The 16,865-nt window shown below is 70.1% G+C and carries 20 protein-coding genes; 11 read left to right on the forward strand and 9 right to left on the reverse strand.

The window, feature by feature from the left end:
* Nucleotides 1-3: 3 nt before the first annotated feature.
* Complete coding sequence (locus tag ACFVBH_RS09010; protein WP_379000972.1) at nucleotides 4-1,077, reverse strand: DUF3089 domain-containing protein; 1,074 nt, start codon at nucleotides 1,075-1,077, stop codon at nucleotides 4-6.
* Between the two features lie 87 nt (nucleotides 1,078-1,164).
* Between ACFVBH_RS09010 and ACFVBH_RS09015 the strand changes: the two genes are divergently transcribed.
* The gene (locus tag ACFVBH_RS09015) at nucleotides 1,165-1,854 is read left to right on the forward strand and encodes a TetR family transcriptional regulator (protein WP_379000973.1); all 690 of its coding nucleotides are present in this window, start codon (nucleotides 1,165-1,167) and stop codon (nucleotides 1,852-1,854) included.
* A 327-nt stretch (nucleotides 1,855-2,181) separates the two neighbouring features.
* Nucleotides 2,182-3,078, forward strand: a complete 897-nt coding sequence (locus tag ACFVBH_RS09020) for a DUF1295 domain-containing protein (protein WP_379001664.1) — start codon at nucleotides 2,182-2,184, stop codon at nucleotides 3,076-3,078.
* 57 nt (nucleotides 3,079-3,135) lie between these two features.
* On the opposite strand, the gene ACFVBH_RS09025 is transcribed toward ACFVBH_RS09020, so the two are convergent.
* The 6 genes from ACFVBH_RS09025 to ACFVBH_RS09050 form a co-directional block, all read right to left on the reverse strand.
* The gene (locus ACFVBH_RS09025) at nucleotides 3,136-4,110 is read right to left on the reverse strand and encodes an alpha/beta hydrolase family protein (RefSeq protein ID WP_354989984.1); all 975 of its coding nucleotides are present in this window, start codon (nucleotides 4,108-4,110) and stop codon (nucleotides 3,136-3,138) included.
* 103 nt (nucleotides 4,111-4,213) lie between these two features.
* Nucleotides 4,214-4,603 (reverse strand): VOC family protein, encoded by a 390-nt coding sequence (locus ACFVBH_RS09030; RefSeq protein ID WP_379000974.1) that lies wholly within the window; start codon nucleotides 4,601-4,603, stop codon nucleotides 4,214-4,216.
* A gap of 111 nt (nucleotides 4,604-4,714) precedes the next feature.
* Complete coding sequence (locus tag ACFVBH_RS09035; protein WP_354989982.1) at nucleotides 4,715-5,035, reverse strand: hypothetical protein; 321 nt, start codon at nucleotides 5,033-5,035, stop codon at nucleotides 4,715-4,717.
* A gap of 231 nt (nucleotides 5,036-5,266) precedes the next feature.
* Entirely contained in the window at nucleotides 5,267-5,722 is a 456-nt protein-coding gene (locus tag ACFVBH_RS09040; RefSeq protein WP_379000975.1) for a DUF4259 domain-containing protein, read from the reverse strand.
* Between the two features lie 101 nt (nucleotides 5,723-5,823).
* Nucleotides 5,824-6,318, reverse strand: coding sequence for a hypothetical protein (locus ACFVBH_RS09045; RefSeq protein ID WP_354989980.1), 495 nt, complete (start codon nucleotides 6,316-6,318; stop codon nucleotides 5,824-5,826).
* 281 nt (nucleotides 6,319-6,599) lie between these two features.
* The gene (locus ACFVBH_RS09050) at nucleotides 6,600-7,391 is read right to left on the reverse strand and encodes a GntR family transcriptional regulator (RefSeq protein WP_354989979.1); all 792 of its coding nucleotides are present in this window, start codon (nucleotides 7,389-7,391) and stop codon (nucleotides 6,600-6,602) included.
* Nucleotides 7,392-7,487: 96 nt separating this feature from the next.
* Between ACFVBH_RS09050 and ACFVBH_RS09055 the strand changes: the two genes are divergently transcribed.
* The 8 genes from ACFVBH_RS09055 (at nucleotide 7,488) to ACFVBH_RS09090 (ending at nucleotide 14,620) form a co-directional block, all read left to right on the forward strand.
* Entirely contained in the window at nucleotides 7,488-8,603 is a 1,116-nt protein-coding gene (locus tag ACFVBH_RS09055) for a TIGR03364 family FAD-dependent oxidoreductase (protein ID WP_379000976.1), read from the forward strand.
* A 71-nt stretch (nucleotides 8,604-8,674) separates the two neighbouring features.
* A complete protein-coding gene (locus ACFVBH_RS09060) occupies nucleotides 8,675-9,328 on the forward strand; it encodes a phosphonatase-like hydrolase (protein WP_379001666.1) in 654 nt (217 codons plus the stop codon).
* A gap of 83 nt (nucleotides 9,329-9,411) precedes the next feature.
* On the forward strand, nucleotides 9,412-10,479 hold the full coding sequence (locus ACFVBH_RS09065; RefSeq protein ID WP_379000977.1) for a 2-aminoethylphosphonate ABC transporter substrate-binding protein: 1,068 nt from the start codon (nucleotides 9,412-9,414) through the stop codon (nucleotides 10,477-10,479).
* 34 nt (nucleotides 10,480-10,513) lie between these two features.
* Nucleotides 10,514-11,698 carry an ABC transporter ATP-binding protein gene (locus ACFVBH_RS09070; RefSeq protein WP_379000978.1) on the forward strand — a complete coding sequence of 395 codons (1,185 nt, stop codon included), beginning with the start codon at nucleotides 10,514-10,516 and terminating at the stop codon, nucleotides 11,696-11,698.
* Nucleotides 11,695-11,964, forward strand: a complete 270-nt coding sequence (locus ACFVBH_RS09075) for a hypothetical protein (RefSeq protein WP_379000979.1) — start codon at nucleotides 11,695-11,697, stop codon at nucleotides 11,962-11,964. The genes ACFVBH_RS09070 and ACFVBH_RS09075 overlap by 4 nt, the downstream gene beginning before the upstream one ends.
* The gene (locus ACFVBH_RS09080; protein WP_379000980.1) at nucleotides 11,961-12,857 is read left to right on the forward strand and encodes a 2-aminoethylphosphonate ABC transporter permease subunit; all 897 of its coding nucleotides are present in this window, start codon (nucleotides 11,961-11,963) and stop codon (nucleotides 12,855-12,857) included. The genes ACFVBH_RS09075 and ACFVBH_RS09080 overlap by 4 nt, the downstream gene beginning before the upstream one ends.
* A 3-nt stretch (nucleotides 12,858-12,860) precedes the next feature.
* Nucleotides 12,861-13,658, forward strand: a complete 798-nt coding sequence (locus ACFVBH_RS09085) for an ABC transporter permease (protein ID WP_379000982.1) — start codon at nucleotides 12,861-12,863, stop codon at nucleotides 13,656-13,658.
* 26 nt (nucleotides 13,659-13,684) lie between these two features.
* Nucleotides 13,685-14,620: a DUF6301 family protein gene (locus ACFVBH_RS09090; RefSeq protein ID WP_379000983.1), complete on the forward strand. Its 936-nt coding sequence runs from the start codon at nucleotides 13,685-13,687 to the stop codon at nucleotides 14,618-14,620.
* A 5-nt stretch (nucleotides 14,621-14,625) separates the two neighbouring features.
* Here the strand turns inward: ACFVBH_RS09090 and ACFVBH_RS09095 are convergent, their stop codons facing one another.
* Together ACFVBH_RS09095 and ACFVBH_RS09100 are read right to left on the reverse strand one after the other, a co-directional pair.
* A complete protein-coding gene (locus tag ACFVBH_RS09095; RefSeq protein WP_379000984.1) occupies nucleotides 14,626-15,207 on the reverse strand; it encodes a hypothetical protein in 582 nt (193 codons plus the stop codon).
* A gap of 100 nt (nucleotides 15,208-15,307) precedes the next feature.
* Nucleotides 15,308-15,682 (reverse strand): MerR family transcriptional regulator, encoded by a 375-nt coding sequence (locus tag ACFVBH_RS09100; protein WP_379000985.1) that lies wholly within the window; start codon nucleotides 15,680-15,682, stop codon nucleotides 15,308-15,310.
* A 48-nt stretch (nucleotides 15,683-15,730) separates the two neighbouring features.
* Here ACFVBH_RS09100 and ACFVBH_RS09105 point away from each other — a divergent pair, with 48 nt between their 5' ends.
* On the forward strand, nucleotides 15,731-16,843 hold the full coding sequence (locus ACFVBH_RS09105; protein ID WP_379000986.1) for an alkene reductase: 1,113 nt from the start codon (nucleotides 15,731-15,733) through the stop codon (nucleotides 16,841-16,843).
* Nucleotides 16,844-16,865 lie beyond the last annotated feature (22 nt).

Consider the following 16,865-nt stretch of genomic DNA (forward strand, 5'->3'; position numbering starts at 1 on the left):
TCGCTATTCCTCGTTGTTCAGGTAGGCGCGGGTTTGCGCGGCGACGATATCGACGAGATCGGGTTGCGCGAGATTCACGTCCCACAGGTGCAGGCCCCAGGTGGGATTGGGCACCGTGGGCAACGCGGTCGCCGCGGGCGCGCCGGTGCCGGGTCCGCCGCCGCCGATCATGAGCACGTGCGGCCCGTCGCCGGTGGCGCAGGACGCGGTGTAGGCCCGCACTTCCCGTCCCGCGACCGCGCTGCGCAGGGTGCGGTCCGAGCGGCCGGTCAGCGCCGACGGGTCGGTGCAGAGCACCTCGTAGTCGGGGCCGAAGACGAAACGTCCACGGGTGCCGGAGGTTCCGACCTCGGTGGGCACGACACCGTAGCGGGTGCCGGGCGGCGGGGTCTCCGCGAAGGCCGAATAGGCGATGACACAGCCGAATTGGCCGGGCTCGGTGCAGCCGGGGACGGAATCGAAATCGCCGCCGGTCAGCGCGCCCCGGCGGACCAGCACGTTGCTGCCCGGCACGATCGCGGCGACGAGCTGCCGTTGCGCGGGCTGTCCGTCGATGCGGTTGCGAATCAGGGCGCGCAGCATGGTCGAACCCTGCGAATGCCCGATCAGGACGACACCGCGGCCGTTGTTGTGGTGCGCGAGGTAGTCCTGCCACGCGCTCTCGAGGCTGTCGTAGGCGATGTCGAGCGCCGCCGAGCGCGCCGGACCGGGCGAGTTCTGCAGGCCGCGCAGCGTGCTCTGCCGATAGACCGGCGCCCAGACATTGCACGCCGCGCCGAAGGGCGCGGCCTGCTGCTGCGCGATGAACCGCTGTTCGGGCCCGGGGGTCAGATCGGCGTTGTCGGTGAGCTGCGCCGAGATGGTCGGGTACACGTAGAAACAGTCGACGGGGGCGTCCGCTCGCCCGCCGCAGGGGTCGCCTGCCTGCCCGGGGCGGCACAGCCAGACCGTTTCCGGTGCGTCGGCGCGTGCCGCGGGCGCGGGCACGGCGCCGAGTCCGGCGGCCAGCAGGGCCAGGGTCGCGGCGATCGGGAGCCGGGCGCGCCGGCGACCGGCCGGACTCGTCTTCGGGCGCATGCGCGGAATCTAGCAGGTCGCCGCCGCCGCGGCGGCGAAGCGCGGCGCCTGTCGGCCACACCCCGGTAACGCCGTTACCCTTGGGGAGTGGGACGAGAGCAAGAGTCGGAAGTGACGGCGCGAATCCTCGCGGTGGTGCTGGAACTGCTGGCCGCCGACGGCTACAACGGCGTGCACCTGCGCACGGTCGCGAGCCGGGCGCACGTCTCGCTGACCCGGATCTACAAGTTGTTCCCCACCCGGGACGAGTTGATCCTGGTCGCACTCGAACAGTGGATGGCCGAACACGCCTATGCCGAGGTCGAATTGCCCGTGCCCGGTGAATCCGTGCGTGACGCGCTGACCCGCGTGCTGCGCTGCGTGTTCGAACCGTGGGAGCGCAATCCCACGATGCTCGAGGTGTATCACCACGCGCGGTCGGGACCGGGCGGGCAGCGGCTGGACCAACAGGGCCTGGCCGCCGTCATGCCGGTCGCGGTGGACGCGCTGCGCGACCTGGACCCCGAGTACATTCACGATCTGGCCATCATCCTGACCAATATGGCGCTGGCGCTGATCAGCCGATTCGCCACCGGCACACTGGAAATCACCGGCATTCTGCCGATTCTCGAGCGGACCGTCTACCGGCTCACCGCCGACAACGAGACCGCCTCGAAACAGCGCACCGCGAGCCACGCGGAGGGACAGATCAACGCCTCGCTGGCCGATGTCTCCGAGAGCCTGGGCCAGATGGTCACCCGCACCCAGCCCCCGGAAAGCCACGCCAACCGGGCTTGACCGCCGCGGGCTCACCGCCGGCCCGGGGACGCTCGAGATCGATTCGGGCGGTGCGTATTTCGCGCCCGACCGGCGGCACCGCAGCCCGATGCCGCCGATCCGGTAGGCGGGCCGGGCGCCACCGAGCAGACGGTGGCGATGCCCGGCGTCGTCGCGGGGCGCGGCCGCACCTCCCGGGCCGGGATCTCGCCGAGCCGTCCCCCGTTCAGTGAAACGTGTTACATTTTTGGCCGCCGTACCCGGCGTCGCGCCAGCTCAGGGCCGAGGCCGGCAGGTACGGCCGGTAGGAGGTGGCGGTCAGTGGAGTCCCCGAGCGCGGGTTCATCGGTGGTCCGGAGCAAGTCGGCGTCGCTGGGGCTGGTCGGCCTCGCCTATGTCGTCGTGGTGGCGGTCGGCGGCGCATGGCTGGCGTGGGGGCCCGATACCGGCCGGCTGTGGCTCGACGGGCTGATCGCCGACGTCCTGGCGACCCTGGTGGTGTTCGGATTCAGCCGGGCCTACCGCAATTCGAGTTTCTATGACGCGTATTGGAGCGTCATTCCGCCTCTGCTGCTGGTGTATTGGTGGAGTCAGGCCGGGCCGGGCGTGGATCAGCTGCGCTGCTGGCTGATCGCGACGGTCATGATGCTGTGGGCCGTGCGGCTCACCGGGAACTGGGTGTACGCGTTTCCCGGTCTGCATCACGAGGATTGGCGCTATCCGATGCTGCGCGAACGCGCGGGGCGATTCGGGTTCCTGGCCGATCTGGTGGCGATCCACCTGGTGCCGACCTTCCAGGTGTTCCTGGGCATGATCCCGGTGTACGTGGCCGTCACCCGGCCCGGTGCGAGCGTGACCTGGCTGCTGTGGGTGGCCTTCGCGCTCGGAACGGCCGCGGTGGCACTGGAATTGGTGGCCGACACCCAGATGCACCGGTTCGTGGCGCGGCGCGCGCCGGGGCAGGCCATGGATTCGGGGCTGTGGAGCTGGTCTCGGCATCCGAACTATTTCGGCGAGGTGAGTTTCTGGACGGCCATGGCGCTGTTCGGGGTGGCCGCCGCGCCGCGGGACGCGTGGTGGATGTTCGTCGGGGCGCTGGCCATGCTGGCCATGTTCCTGGGCGCGAGCATTCCGATGATGGAGCAGCGTTCGCTGGCGCGGCGGCCGGAGTATCAGGATGTGGTCGACCGGGTGTCGAAGTTCCTGCCGCGGCCGCCGCGCAAGCCCGCGGCGGTGCGGGGCTGATTCAGGCTGCGCGGGTGCGGGGTTCAGCGGGTCCGTTGGCTCTGCGGCGCGCGGACCTCACACGCCCAGGGCGGCGGCGAACACCGGCCAGGAGTCGTGCAGGTCGTCCTGCCAGTACGGCCAGGCGTGGGTGCCTGCCCGGAACACGGTGGTGGCCGGAATGCCCAGTGCGGCAAGGCGGCCGGTGAGCGAGAGGGTGCAGTCGCGCACCACGCTCTCCATCGCGCCGCCGACCAGCATGCGATCGGTCAGGCGAGCCACATCGCCCCCGATGGACGGGTCCGCGAGGGTGTCGTGCACGCCGGGACCGCCGTTGCCCGCCGAGATGTACAGGGCCGTGCCGCGCAGGCGTTCGGCGTTGACGACCGCGTCGTTGGCGACCCAGGCCGGATCGTCGGGTGACCACATGTTGTCCGGGTTCGCGCCGAACAGGCGCAGGGAGGAGCGCACGACCGCGCGGGCGAAGGGGTCGTTGGTGCGCGGGCAGCCGCTGAAGGCGCCCACCGCCTGATAGTGACCGGGGGCGGCCAGGGCCAGGGCCAGCGCGGCGGAGGCCGACATGGAGATTCCGGCAATGGCGTTGCGGCCGTTGAGGCCGAAGCGGTCGCCGAGCACCGCGGGCAGTTCGTCGAGCAGGAAGCTCGACCATTTGTTGCGGCCCAGCGCCGGATCGTCGACCGCCCAGTCGGTGTACTGCGAGGCGCGCCCGCCGATGGGCTGGATCACCGTGACCGGCTTGTCCGCGAAAAACTGCGCGGCGTCGGTGCGGTTGGTCCACGGGCCGCCGGATTCGCCACCGTCGATGGCGTTGAGCAGGTACAGCGCGGGCGCGGAGCCGCCGGCGTGCGAAATCCACACCGGCACTGTGCGATCCATGGCGGCGGAGTAGACGGTGGCCTCGTATTGGCGGCCGCCGAGGGGACGCACGTCCACGAGCGCGGGCGCACCGCCCGGGGCCGCCGTTGCCACCCCGGGCACCAATGCGGCTAATGCGGCTATCAGGACGAGCAGACAGAGCGAGGACCGGCGCATGGAGGGATTATTCCCCGGCAGCGGCCCGGTTTCCGGTATCCCACGCGGCGACTTCGCGGATGTCCGACATAGCGGACAGGCCCACTCGGCTACCGGGCAGCGTTCACCGGTTCGTCTGCATGATCTGAATGAGGTTGCCGCAGGTGTCATCCAGCACCGCCGTGGTGACCCCGCCCATCTCGGCGGGTTCCTGCGTGAAGCGGACGCCGAGCCCGCGCAGGCGTTCGTACTCCGCGCGCACGTCGTCGACGGCGAAGGAGGCCAGCGGGATTCCGTCCGCGAGCAGCGCGTCACGGTACGGCTTGACGGCGGGGTGACCGGACGGCTCGAGGAGCAGTTCGACGCCGTCCGGCTGTTCCGGGGAGACCACGGTGAGCCACCAGTCCGCGCCGATCGGAACCTGATGTTTGACCTGGAAGCCCAGGATCTCGGTGTAGAAGGTGAGCGCCCGCAACTGATCGTCGACGAAAACACTGGTCAGGTTGATCCGCATGGGGTGCACTCCGATTCGTCGGTTCTGATCCATCGCCCGGCGCTGCTGTGCAGCGGGGTGGCGCCGAGGTCGGAAGCCCGCCGGGGCGGGCTCCCCGAGGGGCGGGTTACATCAGGGGGTGAGCAGGTGATTCGGACAGTAGGTCATGATGTCGATCTCGGTGGCGGTCATGCCGTTGATGCCCACGTTGGTCCCGGGATGCAGGCGGTCGAAGGCGATCAGCACGCCCTTGCGGCCCGGGTTGCGATCGATGTCCGCACAGGTCTTGCGCCCCAGCTTGATCGAGAGCTGCTTGAACGCATCGGACTGACCCTGGTCACCCATCAGCAGCAGCCGCAACTCGTCCTGCGGCGCATAGGCCTGCGCCTGCACCGACCCGGCCAGCGACAGTGCGGCGGCGGCGATGCCGACCGCGACGATCCGACGAAACACGAGAACCCGCCTTCCATCTCCACCGATACCCGGCCGCTATGACCGATGCCCGGAATCTACCGGCCCGATCCCCCGGAACCGGGGATTGCGATCGGCCCCGCACCGGATCAGACCGAAAAGTCCGCTATGCCGGTGGAAGTTCCCGCCCGCGCCCCGGACCGCCCGAGCGACTCGCGTCGCACCGATTCCCGTGCCCGGCCGAGCATCCGCCCGGGCATGGGCAGCGCCGGTCTACAGCGGGAGAGCCTGCTGGTCCTTGTCCACCGTGGCGGGCAGGAGGACCTTGCGGAGGTCGGCTATGGCAGCGAAGGCCTCGTCGGGGCTGTCGGCGCCGTCCTCGGTCCAGAGGTCGAACCATTCCGAGTTCTCGCCGACCACGCGGGTCAGGGCCCGGACCGCCAGCGGCGCAAAGTCTTCGGAGAAGGCGATCGTGCCGCCTTCGGCCAGGAACGCCGGGGCGTAGTGGGAGGTTATCGGCGTGCCGCCGGGGAGGGTCGAGGCCACGATCGCGGCGGCGGCCACGGCCGCGCAGGCCTCGTGGTCGTCGAGGTAGCCGGTGGTCTCGGCGGTCACCGTCAGGGCGTGGCGCACCAATTCCGGGCGCAGCGCCGGGTCGGCGTCGTGGAGCGCGCCGCACCAGTCGGCGGCGCTGTCGTTGTCGAACGGGCCGGTGTCCCAGGTACCCATCAGCATCCTTTCGTCGGTACCGGCACCGTACGCAATCGGGCCGACAAAAGTCCGCACCGACGCGGGAGTTGGCGCGGCAGAGCGTCATTGGACGCGCGAGGCTACGGGGCGAGCATGCGGGGCGGGTGCGGCTGGAGATGGATCGTGGCCACCAGGTCGCCGTAGGGCGCGGTGCCGTGCGAGAAGCGGTGGCCCAACCGGGCCAGGGCCGAGCGGAAGCCGTGCTTCGTGCGAACCGTTTCGTTCAGGTGGGCGGCCCAGTGATCATCACGGACGATCTGCACGACCCCGTAGTGCTGACGACTGCCGATCGCGGGTCTGCCGCGCCAGTCGCCCGCCTGGATCACCACCCGGCGATCGTGAGCGAGCTGCTCGGACTCGATGTCATAGGAGGAGAGCAGAAAGTTCAAGCGGCCGTACTCCGCGGGCACCACGAGGTGCGGCGTGGTCGCGATGCGGTTCGGCGCGATCGGGCGGGTCACCAGCACCGACAGCGCGTTCCACCACATCGAACCGGGTTGTGCGGCCGCATTGGTGGCGGGCAGGGTGTTTCCGCGTAGATTCAGGGCAGCCGTCGGCGCGGTTCTCATCGTCACGGTGGATCTCCAAACTCGTTGTTCTTCAGTACCTTTCAAACCCAAACCCGAAAAAGGCAGGTGGGAACAACAACTCCGGACGCCCCCGCGCCGGTGAGTGAGCGCCGTAATTGTCCCGATCTCGAGGTTAGCCTCGCTTACGAATCCGTGCCACGACCGACACGGCGCGGCCCCGGGACCAGGCATAACGATTGACGCACCCGCGCCGCCGGCCCGAGATCGGCCGCGAACCCGGACTCACATCACGGCGAATCCGGGGGTGGCGAACGCGCCGCCGCGCATCAGTCGGTGAGGGTCGCCTGGAACGCGATGCGGTCCCCGCGATAGAGCGAGCGCACATGCTCGATGGCGACGCCCGCGGCATCGACGCTGCGCCGGTTGAGCAGCAGCATCGGCAGGGCGGTGGTGCATTCCAGCAGCGCGGCCTCGCGCGGGGAGGCCAGCACGGTCTGAATGCGTTCGGTAGCACTGGCGTAGACGACGCCCATGCCCCGCGTGGCCGCGTAGAGCGAGGTCTGCGGGTCGTAGGTGGCGCGCAGCCCGGCGAACCGCGGCAGCGGCATGAAGGTCGACTCCAGGCCGATGCGTTCCCCGTCGGCGAGCAGGACGCGCTCCAGATGCATGACCGGCGTGCCCGGCGCGATGCCCAGGGCGGCGGCGGTATCGGGATCGGCGGGCTCGTCGGTCCAGCCGATCAGCACACGGCCGGGCGTGCGCCCGAACGCCAGCGCGCCCTCGGTGTAGGACCGCAGCGACAGGGGCTGCACCATTTTCGGGCGCGAGACCACCGTGCCCCGGCCCTGACGGCGAATGCGCCCCTCCACCAGCAGTTCCCGCACCGCCTGGCGCACGGTCTCGCGCGCCACCCCGCAGCGCAGCGCCAGATCGCGCTCCGACGGCAGCGGATCCCCTTCGCCCAGTTCCCCCAGCAGCGATTCGAGCTCGGTCCGCACCCGGTACGACTTGGGCAAACGCGCCTCGGCGGCGGAAGACGCTGCGCCGGATGCCGTTTCATCGCTCGCACGGCCCCCGGACCGCCGGCCGCCCACCCCGGCAACCTCGGTTGTGTCCATGCCCCCAGCATACAGACTATTGGTCTATACCAATTGTTTACCCAGCGTTATCCCACGAAACACTCCTAGGTCTAGACCATTGGCCACCATGAGCCCATGCGATTGGTGATTATCGGCGGCGGCATCCTCGGCACCGCCCATGCGCTCGCCGCCGTCCGGCGCGGGCACGAGGTCGTGCACCTGGAACGCGAGGTCGAAGCCCGCGGCGCGACCGTCCGCAACTTCGGCCTGGTCTGGGTCTCGGGCCGCAGCGCGAACGAACTCGACATCACGTTGCGTTCGCGGCAGCTGTGGGAGGAGATCGGCGGCCAGGTGCCCGGCGTCGGGTTCCGCGCCACCGGATCGATGACCCTGGTCCGCAACGAACACGAACTGGCGGTGGCCGAGGCCGCGGTCGCGAACCCCGGCGCCGCGGACCGCGGCTTCGAACTCCTGGACGCCGATCGGGTGCGCGCGCTCAACCCGGCCCTGCGCGGCAAATTCCTTGCCGGACTGCACTGTTCGACCGACGCCGCGGTCGAATCCCGCCAGGCCCTGCCCGCGCTGCGCCGCTACATGGAGGCCACCGAGCGCTACAGCTTCTTCGCGGGCACCGAGGCGCGCACCGTCACCGGCAGCACCGTGATCGACGACCGCGGCCGCCGGCACGAGGGCGATCTCGTCCTGGTCTGCCCCGGCGCCGCGCACTCCGGGCTGACCCGCGAACTCGCCGGCGATCTCCCGGTCCGCCGGGTCCGGTTGCAGATGATGCAGACCGCGCCGCTCGGCGAGCCGCTGACCACCGCCGTCGCCGACGGCGACAGCTTCCGCTACTACCCCGCCTTCGCGGGCGCGGAGCTCGATCGCCTCAATCTCGAACAGGCACAACCGTTCACCGCCGCGCAGCACAAGATGCAGCTGCTCATGGTGCAGCGCCTGCACGGCGGGCTCACCATCGGCGACACCCACGAATACGACGAACCGTTCGCCTTCGACGTGGACGAGGCCCCGTACGAACACCTGATCTCGGTGTCCGAGGAACTGCTGGGCCGCAAGCTGCCGCAGGTGGTGCGCCGCTGGGCGGGCGTGTACAGCCAGTCCATCGATCCGGGCGCCATCGTGACCCGCGCGCAGGCGAGCGACGCCGTCTGGGTGATCACCGGCCCGGGCGGGCGCGGCATGACCCTGGGTCCCGCGCTCGGCGAGGAAACCGCCGACCTGCTGCACCTGTGAACCACCCACCACACCTACCCGACAGGGGAATCATCTTGTCCGACAAGCGCATCGACCTCGCGGTACTGGACATGGCCGGCACCACCGTCGCCGACGACGGTCTGGTGGAACGCGCCTTCGAGGCCGCGGTCACCGCCGCGGGCATCCCGGCCGAGGGCCCCGAACGCGAGGCGGCGCGCGCCTTCGTCCTGGACACCATGGGGCAGTCCAAGATCTGGTGCTTCCGCACGCTGCTCGGCGACGAGGAGCTCGCGCAGACCGCGAACCGCGCCTTCGAGGCGGCGTACACCGAACTCGCCGAACAAGCCGGTGTCACACCGATTCCCGGCGCCGCCGAGGCCATCGCCGAGCTGCGCGCGGCGGGCGTGCGGGTCGCGCTCACCACCGGATTCAGCCGCGAGACCCAGGACCGGCTGCTGCGGGCACTGGACTGGACCGAGATCGCCGACCTGACCCTGGCGCCCTCCGATGCCGGGCGCGGCCGCCCGTTCCCCGACATGGTTCTCACCGCGGTGCTGCGCCTGGAGATCGACGCCGTGGATCGCGTTGCGGTACTGGGCGATACGACCAGCGACATCGCCACCGGCCTGGCCGCGGGCGCGCGGATCGTCGCGGGCACGCTGACCGGCGCGCACGGGGAAGAACAGCTGCGTGCGGCGGGCGCGACCCACGTGGTGCCCTCCGTCGCCGACTTCGCGCGCCTGGTGCTGGATCAGCGGGCCTGACCCGAAGACTCCCCGCGTTCGCGACGCGGGGTTGCCCCCATCCCTTCGACTCGTCTCCCATCGAACCGAAAGTTGTAGTCACCGTGCGTAATACGAACAACCGCCTCGCACGCACCCTCGCCCGCACCGCACTCGTGCTCACCTCGGCCACCGCGCTCGCGTTCGGCCTGACCGCATGCGGCGGCACCGGCACCGATTCCGCTGACGGCAAGACCGTCACCGTGTACTCCGCCGACGGCGTCGGCGACTGGTACAAGAGCCAGTTCGCCAAGTTCAAGGATCAGACCGGCATCGCGGTCAACCTGGTGGAGGCGGGCTCGGGCGAGGTCGTCAACCGGGTCGACAAGGAGCAGTCCAACCCGCAGGCCGACGTGATCGTCACCCTGCCGCCGTTCATGCAGAAGGCCGACAAGCAGGGGCTGCTGCAGCCCAGTGGCGTGGACACCGCCGCGTTCCCGGCCGCGGACAAGGACGCGGGCGGCAAGTGGGTGACCCTGGCGGGCAACTACCTGTGCTTCATCGCCAACCCGTCGGTCGACGCGGCCAAGCTGACCTGGGACGACCTGCTGAAGCCGGAGTTCCAGGGCAAGCTGCAGTACTCCACCCCCGGCCAGGCCGGTGACGGCACCGCCGTGCTGATCCTGCTGCAGCAGCTCTACGGCAAGCAGGGCGCGCTGGACTACCTGACCAAGCTGCAGGTCAACAACGTCGGGCCGTCCTCCTCCACCGGCAAGCTGCAGGCCAAGGTCGACAAGGGCGAGATCCTGATCGCCAACGGCGACATCCAGATGAACCTGGCCACGGTGAAGGAGAAGGGCTCCAAGTTCAGCGTGTTCTTCCCGGCCGCCGCCGACGGCAAGGCCAGCACCGTGGCGCTGCCGTACCTGGTGGGCCTGGCCAAGGGCGCCCCGCACACCGACGAGGGCAAGAAGCTCATCGAATTCCTGCTCTCGGCCGACGTGCAGAAGACCCTGCCCGAGGCCAACGCGGTCTCCGCGCGCACCGACGCCAAGGACGCGCCCGCCGCGGGGAACGGCCCCTCCCCCGCCGCGCTGGTCAAGAACGTGGAGATCGTGCGCCCGGACTGGAATCAGGTCCTGACCGATCTCGACGCCGATGTCGCGGCGTACCAGAAGGCAACCGGTAGTTGAGTTCTCGATCCCGCAGAGCCCAGGAGCAGCAACCATGTCCTCCGCGTTGACGACATCCACGGCGACGGCGGCCACCGCCACCGAGCCGGCCATCGTGTTCGACCGGGTCGGTGTCACCTACCGTCGCGGCCACACGACCACCGTCGCACTGGCCGATTTCAACCTGCGCGTCGCCGCGGGGGAAACGGTTGCGCTGCTGGGGCCCAGCGGGTCCGGCAAGTCCACCGCGCTCAAGGCGCTGGCCGGATTCGTCCGGCCGACCTCGGGCGCGGTGCGGCTGGCCGGGCGCGAGGTCACCGATCTGTCCCCCGCCAAACGCGGGATCGGGGTGGTGGTGCAGTCCTACGCGCTGTTCCCGCACATGCGGGTGAGCGAGAACGTGGCCTTCGGGCTGAAGGCGCATCGGGTGCCGCGCAAGGAGATCGGCGACCGGGTGCGCGAGGCGTTGGAGATGGTCGGCATGGGCGCGTACGCCGGGCGGCTGCCGCGCGAGCTCTCCGGCGGGCAGCAGCAGCGGGTGGCCATCGCCCGCGCGCTGGCCATCCGGCCCAAGGTGCTGCTGCTCGACGAACCGCTCGCCGCGCTGGACGCCCAGTTGCGCCAATCCATGCTGGGCGAGTTGCAGCAGTTGCGAAAGGCGTTGCCGGACACCGCGATGCTGTATGTGACCCATGATCAGTCCGAGGCGCTGGCCCTGGCCGACCGGATCGCGGTCATGCGCGACGCACGGCTGGTGGACATCGACACCGCCCACAACCTGTGGCGGCAGCCGGCCACCGAATTCACCGCCGCGTTCCTGGGCGGCGCGAATCTGCTGCCCTGCCGCGTGAATCACGTCTCGGGAACCGCGGCGCTGGTGACCGTCGGCGAACACACGCTGCGGGCGGAGGCGCCGCTGCCGGGCGTGGGGCGACCCGACTGGGTTCCCGACGCGCGGGCCCAACTGTGCGTGCGGCCGCACACGGTGCGGATCGTGCCGCTCACCGAGCGGGACGCGTTGCGCGGCACCGTGATCACCGCGGTCTGGAAGGGCGCGGTCACCCGGTTGCACCTGTCGGTCGCCGGAATTCCCGGTGAGCTGACCGCCGAGACCCCGGGGCACACCGAACTGGTGGCCGGGGACCAGGTGGGCGTGCGCTTCCCCGACCCGGCCGGCGTGCTCATTCCGCCGGGCATCGGGACCGACGCCGCCACGGCCGATCCCGAGGTGCGGGCATGAGTGACGCGCTGCCGCAACGACTTCGCGCGGCGACCGGAGATGTTCTCGGGCTCGCCGGGCGCAAGGTGACGGTGCTGACCGGGGCGGCGGGGCCCGCCGCGCCGTCCCGGCGAGCCGAGGCTTCGACATCCCCGGCCGCGCAGGCAGAGCCCGCCGTGCCTCCGGTCGCGCCGGCGGAGTCGTTCGCATTACGGCCCGCCTCGAGCGACGGCTGGGCGGAGCTCTTCTCGACCGTGGCGGCCGTGCGCGACAGGAGGCGGGAATGACCGCGCTACTCGAAACACCCTCCGCTCCTGCGACTCCGGAGCGCCCAGAGCGCAGGGGCTCGCTGCGCGCGGTCGCCTGGACGCTGCCGCCCGTGCTGGTGGTGCTGCTCATCGCGGCCTACCCGATCTGCCGGGTGCTGTGGGAATCGACGACGACGAAGGACGGCGGGCGCGGGATCGGAACGTGGACCGGCGTGCTGGCCGAGTCCTCGTTCCGGAACGCGCTGTGGCGCACCGTGTCCATCGCGGTCTGCTCGACCATCGGATGCCTGATCCTGGGCACGTTCCTCGCGATCGTGCTGGCGTTCGTTCCTTTTCCGGGATCGCAGCTGGTGGGCCGGCTCATCGACACCGTGCTGACGCTGCCCTCGTTCCTGGTGACGCTGGCGTTCACGTTCCTGTACGGCACGGCGGGCGCGGTGAACGCGCTCATCGGCGAGCTGACCGGGAGTTCGGAACCGGCGCTGAACTTCCTGAGCACGCCGTGGGGCATCATCCTGGCCGAGATCACCTTCTTCACCCCGTTCGTGGTGCGGCCGCTGCTGGCCGGGTTCGCGCAGCTGTCGCGGGAACAGCTCGACGTGGCGGCGAGTCTGGGAGCCTCGCCGTGGCGCGTGCTGCGCTCGGTGGTCATGCCCGAGGCGTGGCCCGCCCTCGCGGCGGGCGGCAGTCTCGTATTGCTGCTGACCCTCAACGAATTCGGGATCGTGCTGTTCACCGGCGCCAAGGGGGTCATCACGCTGCCCGCGCTGATCTACACGCGCGGCATCGTCACCTTCGATCTGCCGGGCGCGGCGGTGCTGGCCTCGGTGCAGGTGCTGCTGTCGCTGAGCCTGTACCTCGGGTACCGGCTGCTGTTCGCCCGCCTGACCGGAACCCGCGGAGAGAGCTGAATCATGCTGGTGTGGACACGTTCCGGGCGACTCGCGGTACTCGCGTTCTTCGCCCTGGTGGTCGCCGTCGTCTTCGTGGCGCCCATCGCCACCGTGGTGGCGGCCGCCCTGGCCGGGCACTGGACCGGCCCGCTGCCCTCGGATCTCGGCTTCGCGAACTTCGGCCGCGCGCTGGAAGGTGAACAGGCGGCGAGCCTTTCGGTCAGCCTGCAGACCGCGCTGCTGGCCGGCGGCATCTCCCTGATCCTCGGGACCTGGGCGGCCCTGGCCGCCCGCGAGGCCCCGCGGTGGCTGCGCCGCGTCACCGACGCGGTCTTCCACCTGCCCGTCGCCATCCCCTCGGTGGCGATCGGCCTCGGCGTCCTGATCGCCTTCAACGAGCGCCCGCTGCTGCTCGGCGGCACCAAATGGATCGTGATCGTGGCCCATACGGTCCTGGTCCTGGCCTACGCCTTCAGCGGCGTCTCCGCCGCCCTGGACCGCCTGGACCCCGGCTACCGCCAGGCCGCCGAGTCCCTCGGCGCGGGCCCCGCCCGGGTCCTGTTCCGCATCACCCTCCCCCTGCTGCTCCCCGCCCTCGGCGCGGCCGCCGGCCTGGCGATAGCCCTGTCGATGGGCGAACTCGGTGCGACGATCATGGTCTACCCCGCGACCTGGAAAACCCTGCCCGTCACCATCTTCGCCGCCACCGACCGCGGCGAGGTCTTCGACGCCGCCGCCAGCACGACCCTGCTGGTCCTGGTGACCCTGGCCGCCCTGGTGGTCCTGGGCCGCCTGAAAGGCCGCGCGGCCCTGCGCTGACGGTGGGTCCGGTTAGCATGCCGGGCGTGAGGATCGATGTCGACCATGCCGCCCGAATCGCCGCCGCGGCAGCGGAATTCGACTGGACCTGGCGGCCCGCAGACCTGGCGCGCTGGTGCGCGGCGACAGGGTGGGCCATCGCCCAGGAGAACGCCAGGTCGGCGCGGCTGATCGCCGATCCGGCCACGGGCCGGCCCACGGCCACGGCGTCGTACGGCGCGTACCCCGCCGGCGACCGGTCCGATGCGGGGCTGTGGCTGGAATACCTGTCGATCACCGTCGCCGAGGCGGAAGCTGCTGCCGCAGAAGATGTCACGGCGACGCACGCGGCGTTGCAAGCCGCGATAGGAAACGTGCTCGGCCCGCCCGCGGCGTCCGGGCAAGCTCCGGACGCCGCCACCACCTGGCGATCACCCCGGGCGCTGGTATCCCTGCACGCCGATTCCCGTTCCATCGCACTCGATGTCGTCAATCCGCGATACTTCGACCGCACGGACCCCGGGCCGAAGCCGAGCCACGTGGTGGCCGGGCCCATCCGGCACCGGGATTGGGCGGCTCTCGCGGACGCGCTGGGGCAGACGCTGTGGCGTCTGCCCGCGCCGACCTACCTCATCATGGACGCCCCCGGCAATCGCTTCGCGCAGTTCGCGGTGGCCCACGACGAACTGTCCGCCGAGATCTCCAGCAATACCTGGCTGGATCAGGAGTTCCGCATGACGGCCCCGGAGGAGATCCGCATGGCCGAGCTGGGGTGGTCGCCCTACAGCGAACAGGGCTGCCCCAACTGGTACTGCGACGTCGCATTCCCCGGTCGCAAGCCGGACTTCGAGGCGTCGGCCCGACGCGCAGTCACCACACTCCGCGAGGTCATGCACATCTCGGATCCGACACGACTGCGGGTGGAAGCGTGGACTGTAGGAACTCGCCTGGTCCCCGACCTCACCGAGCTGCTGGCCGGGTAGCCGGCTCAGATGCTGAAGAAGCCCGCTACACCGCGTCCGGGCGACTCCGCGGCCTCCCTGGCCCAGGTGATCGCCGCCTCGGCCCACTCCCGGGTGTTGCTATCGAGGACGGCCAATTGGTCCCGGGTGAGGGCGTCCCACTGCTCACACATCTGGACGCAATAGCTGTGGCTCCATTCGCCATAGCCGCCTTCATCGTTCGACAGCGGCGCGGGATACATCCACTCGAACACGGTCAGACCCAGATCGACGCCGAGCTGTCCGAGCCGCTCGTCCACCATCGCGAGCCAAGCACCGTGGTACGGGCCCTTACTGTCCGAGAACTCCGCGAAGAACGCGCAGATCTTCTCGAAGGCGTCCGCGTAGCAATACGAATACCTCTCGAGGAAGGGACCACCGTTGATAACCGCATGCACTGCCTCGCCCATCGTCGGAGCCCCCTCGTCGCGGCACGGGTCGCCGTCCACGCGCTCGAACTCCTTCGCGAATCGCGTCTCGGTCATCCGCCGCAGTTTGCCGTCTCCCAGTCCGACAGCCTCCAACGGCTTCGCCAGATCGACGACGTAGACCCTCAAGAATCTGCCCACCGCCAGACCCTATCCAGCGGTCACGACACGAATCCCGCTCACGCACAACGCGGGTCCGAGTCACTGGAGCCGGGTTCGTCGGTTTCGATTACGACCCCGTTCAGCCGGCCGGATCACCGGGGTCCGTGGCGGCGTTGATCACGCCGTCCAGGACCTCGCGGGCGCGGTGGAGGTCCTTGATCGTGGCGTCTATGCGGGCGCGTTCCTCGGTGAGGGTGTGCAGGAGGTAGGGGGTGGCCACCGCGTTCGGGGTGCCGTCCTCGTCGTGGATGCAGGGTAGGAGGTTGACTATCGTGCGGCTGTGCAGGCCCGCGGCGTACATCTCCTGGATGCGCAGGACCCGGTCCACGGCCGAATCCAGGTAGTCGCGCTGACCGCCGGGGGTGCGGGTCGAGGTCAGTAGGTCCTGGGACTCGTAGTAGCGCAGGGAGCGGACGCTGACGCCGGTTCGGTCCGCCAGTTCACCGATGCGCACGATGTTCTCCTTGCACCTGACATTGATGTCAGGTTCTACGGTACCGGCATGATGCTGCTGACCGACTACCGCGGACCACACCTGACCCTGCCCAACCGGGTGATCATGTCGCCCATGACCCGGCTGCGCTCGCACCCGGACGGCTCGCCCACCGCCGACGTCGCCGACTACTACGCCCAGCGCGCCACCGCGGGACTGATCGTCAGCGAGGGCATCTGGCCGCACAGCAGCGGGCAGAGCGAGGCGTGGGTGCCGGGTTTGCAGACCGTCGACCACGTGCGCGCGTGGCGGGCGGTGACCGAGGCCGTGCACACGGCGGGCGGGCGAATCTTCGCCCAGCTCATGCACGGCGGGCGCAAGGGGCATCCGCTGGCGCGGATCGACGGGAGCGTCCCGGCGGGGGCGTCCGCGGTCGTGGACCCGGAGCGGGTGCACCTCATCGCCGGAGGCAAGGCGGACCCCATCGTGCCGGAAGCGCTGACCACGGCCGAGATCGACGCCACGGTAACGTATTTCGCCGACGCGGCCCGCAACGCCATCGCCGCCGGGTTCGACGGGGTGGAGCTGCACGGCGCGAACAGCTATCTGCTGCACCAGTTCCTGGCCGACAACACCAACCTGCGCACCGACGAGTACGGCGGGTCCATCGAGAACCGCGTACGGCTGCCGTTGCGCGTCGTGGACGCGGTGACCGCGGCCATCGGCGCGCACCGCACCGCGATCCGCCTCTCCCCCGGCAACCCGCAGTTCGACATGATCGAGCGCGATCCCGGCCCGCTGTACCGAAACCTGGTGGCCCAGCTGGATACTCGCGGCCTGGCCTATCTGCATCTGACTGATGCCGACGACTACGCCGCCCTGGCGGACCTGCGCGGACTGTGGCGGGGCACGCTCATCGCCAACGTCGGCGAGAACCGCACGCCCACCACCGCCGCGGACGCGGAACGGGTGCTCGAGAGCAGGGTCGCCGACGCCGTCTCCTTCGGGCGCGCTTTCATCCCCAACCCGGATCTGGTCCATCGCATCGCGCACGAACTACCGCTGGCGGCACTGCGCGACGAGTTTCTTTACGGCCGCGACGCACGCGGATACAGTGACTATCCGCGCGCGAGTGAAAGACTCGTTTCGAGTCCCGCGAATAGTCGCGTTCAGTCGAACTGAAACACAATTCCGGGAAAATGGA

The sequence above is a fragment of the Nocardia sp. NPDC057668 genome (genome assembly GCF_042799795.1).
Taxonomy (GTDB): domain Bacteria; phylum Actinomycetota; class Actinomycetes; order Mycobacteriales; family Mycobacteriaceae; genus Nocardia.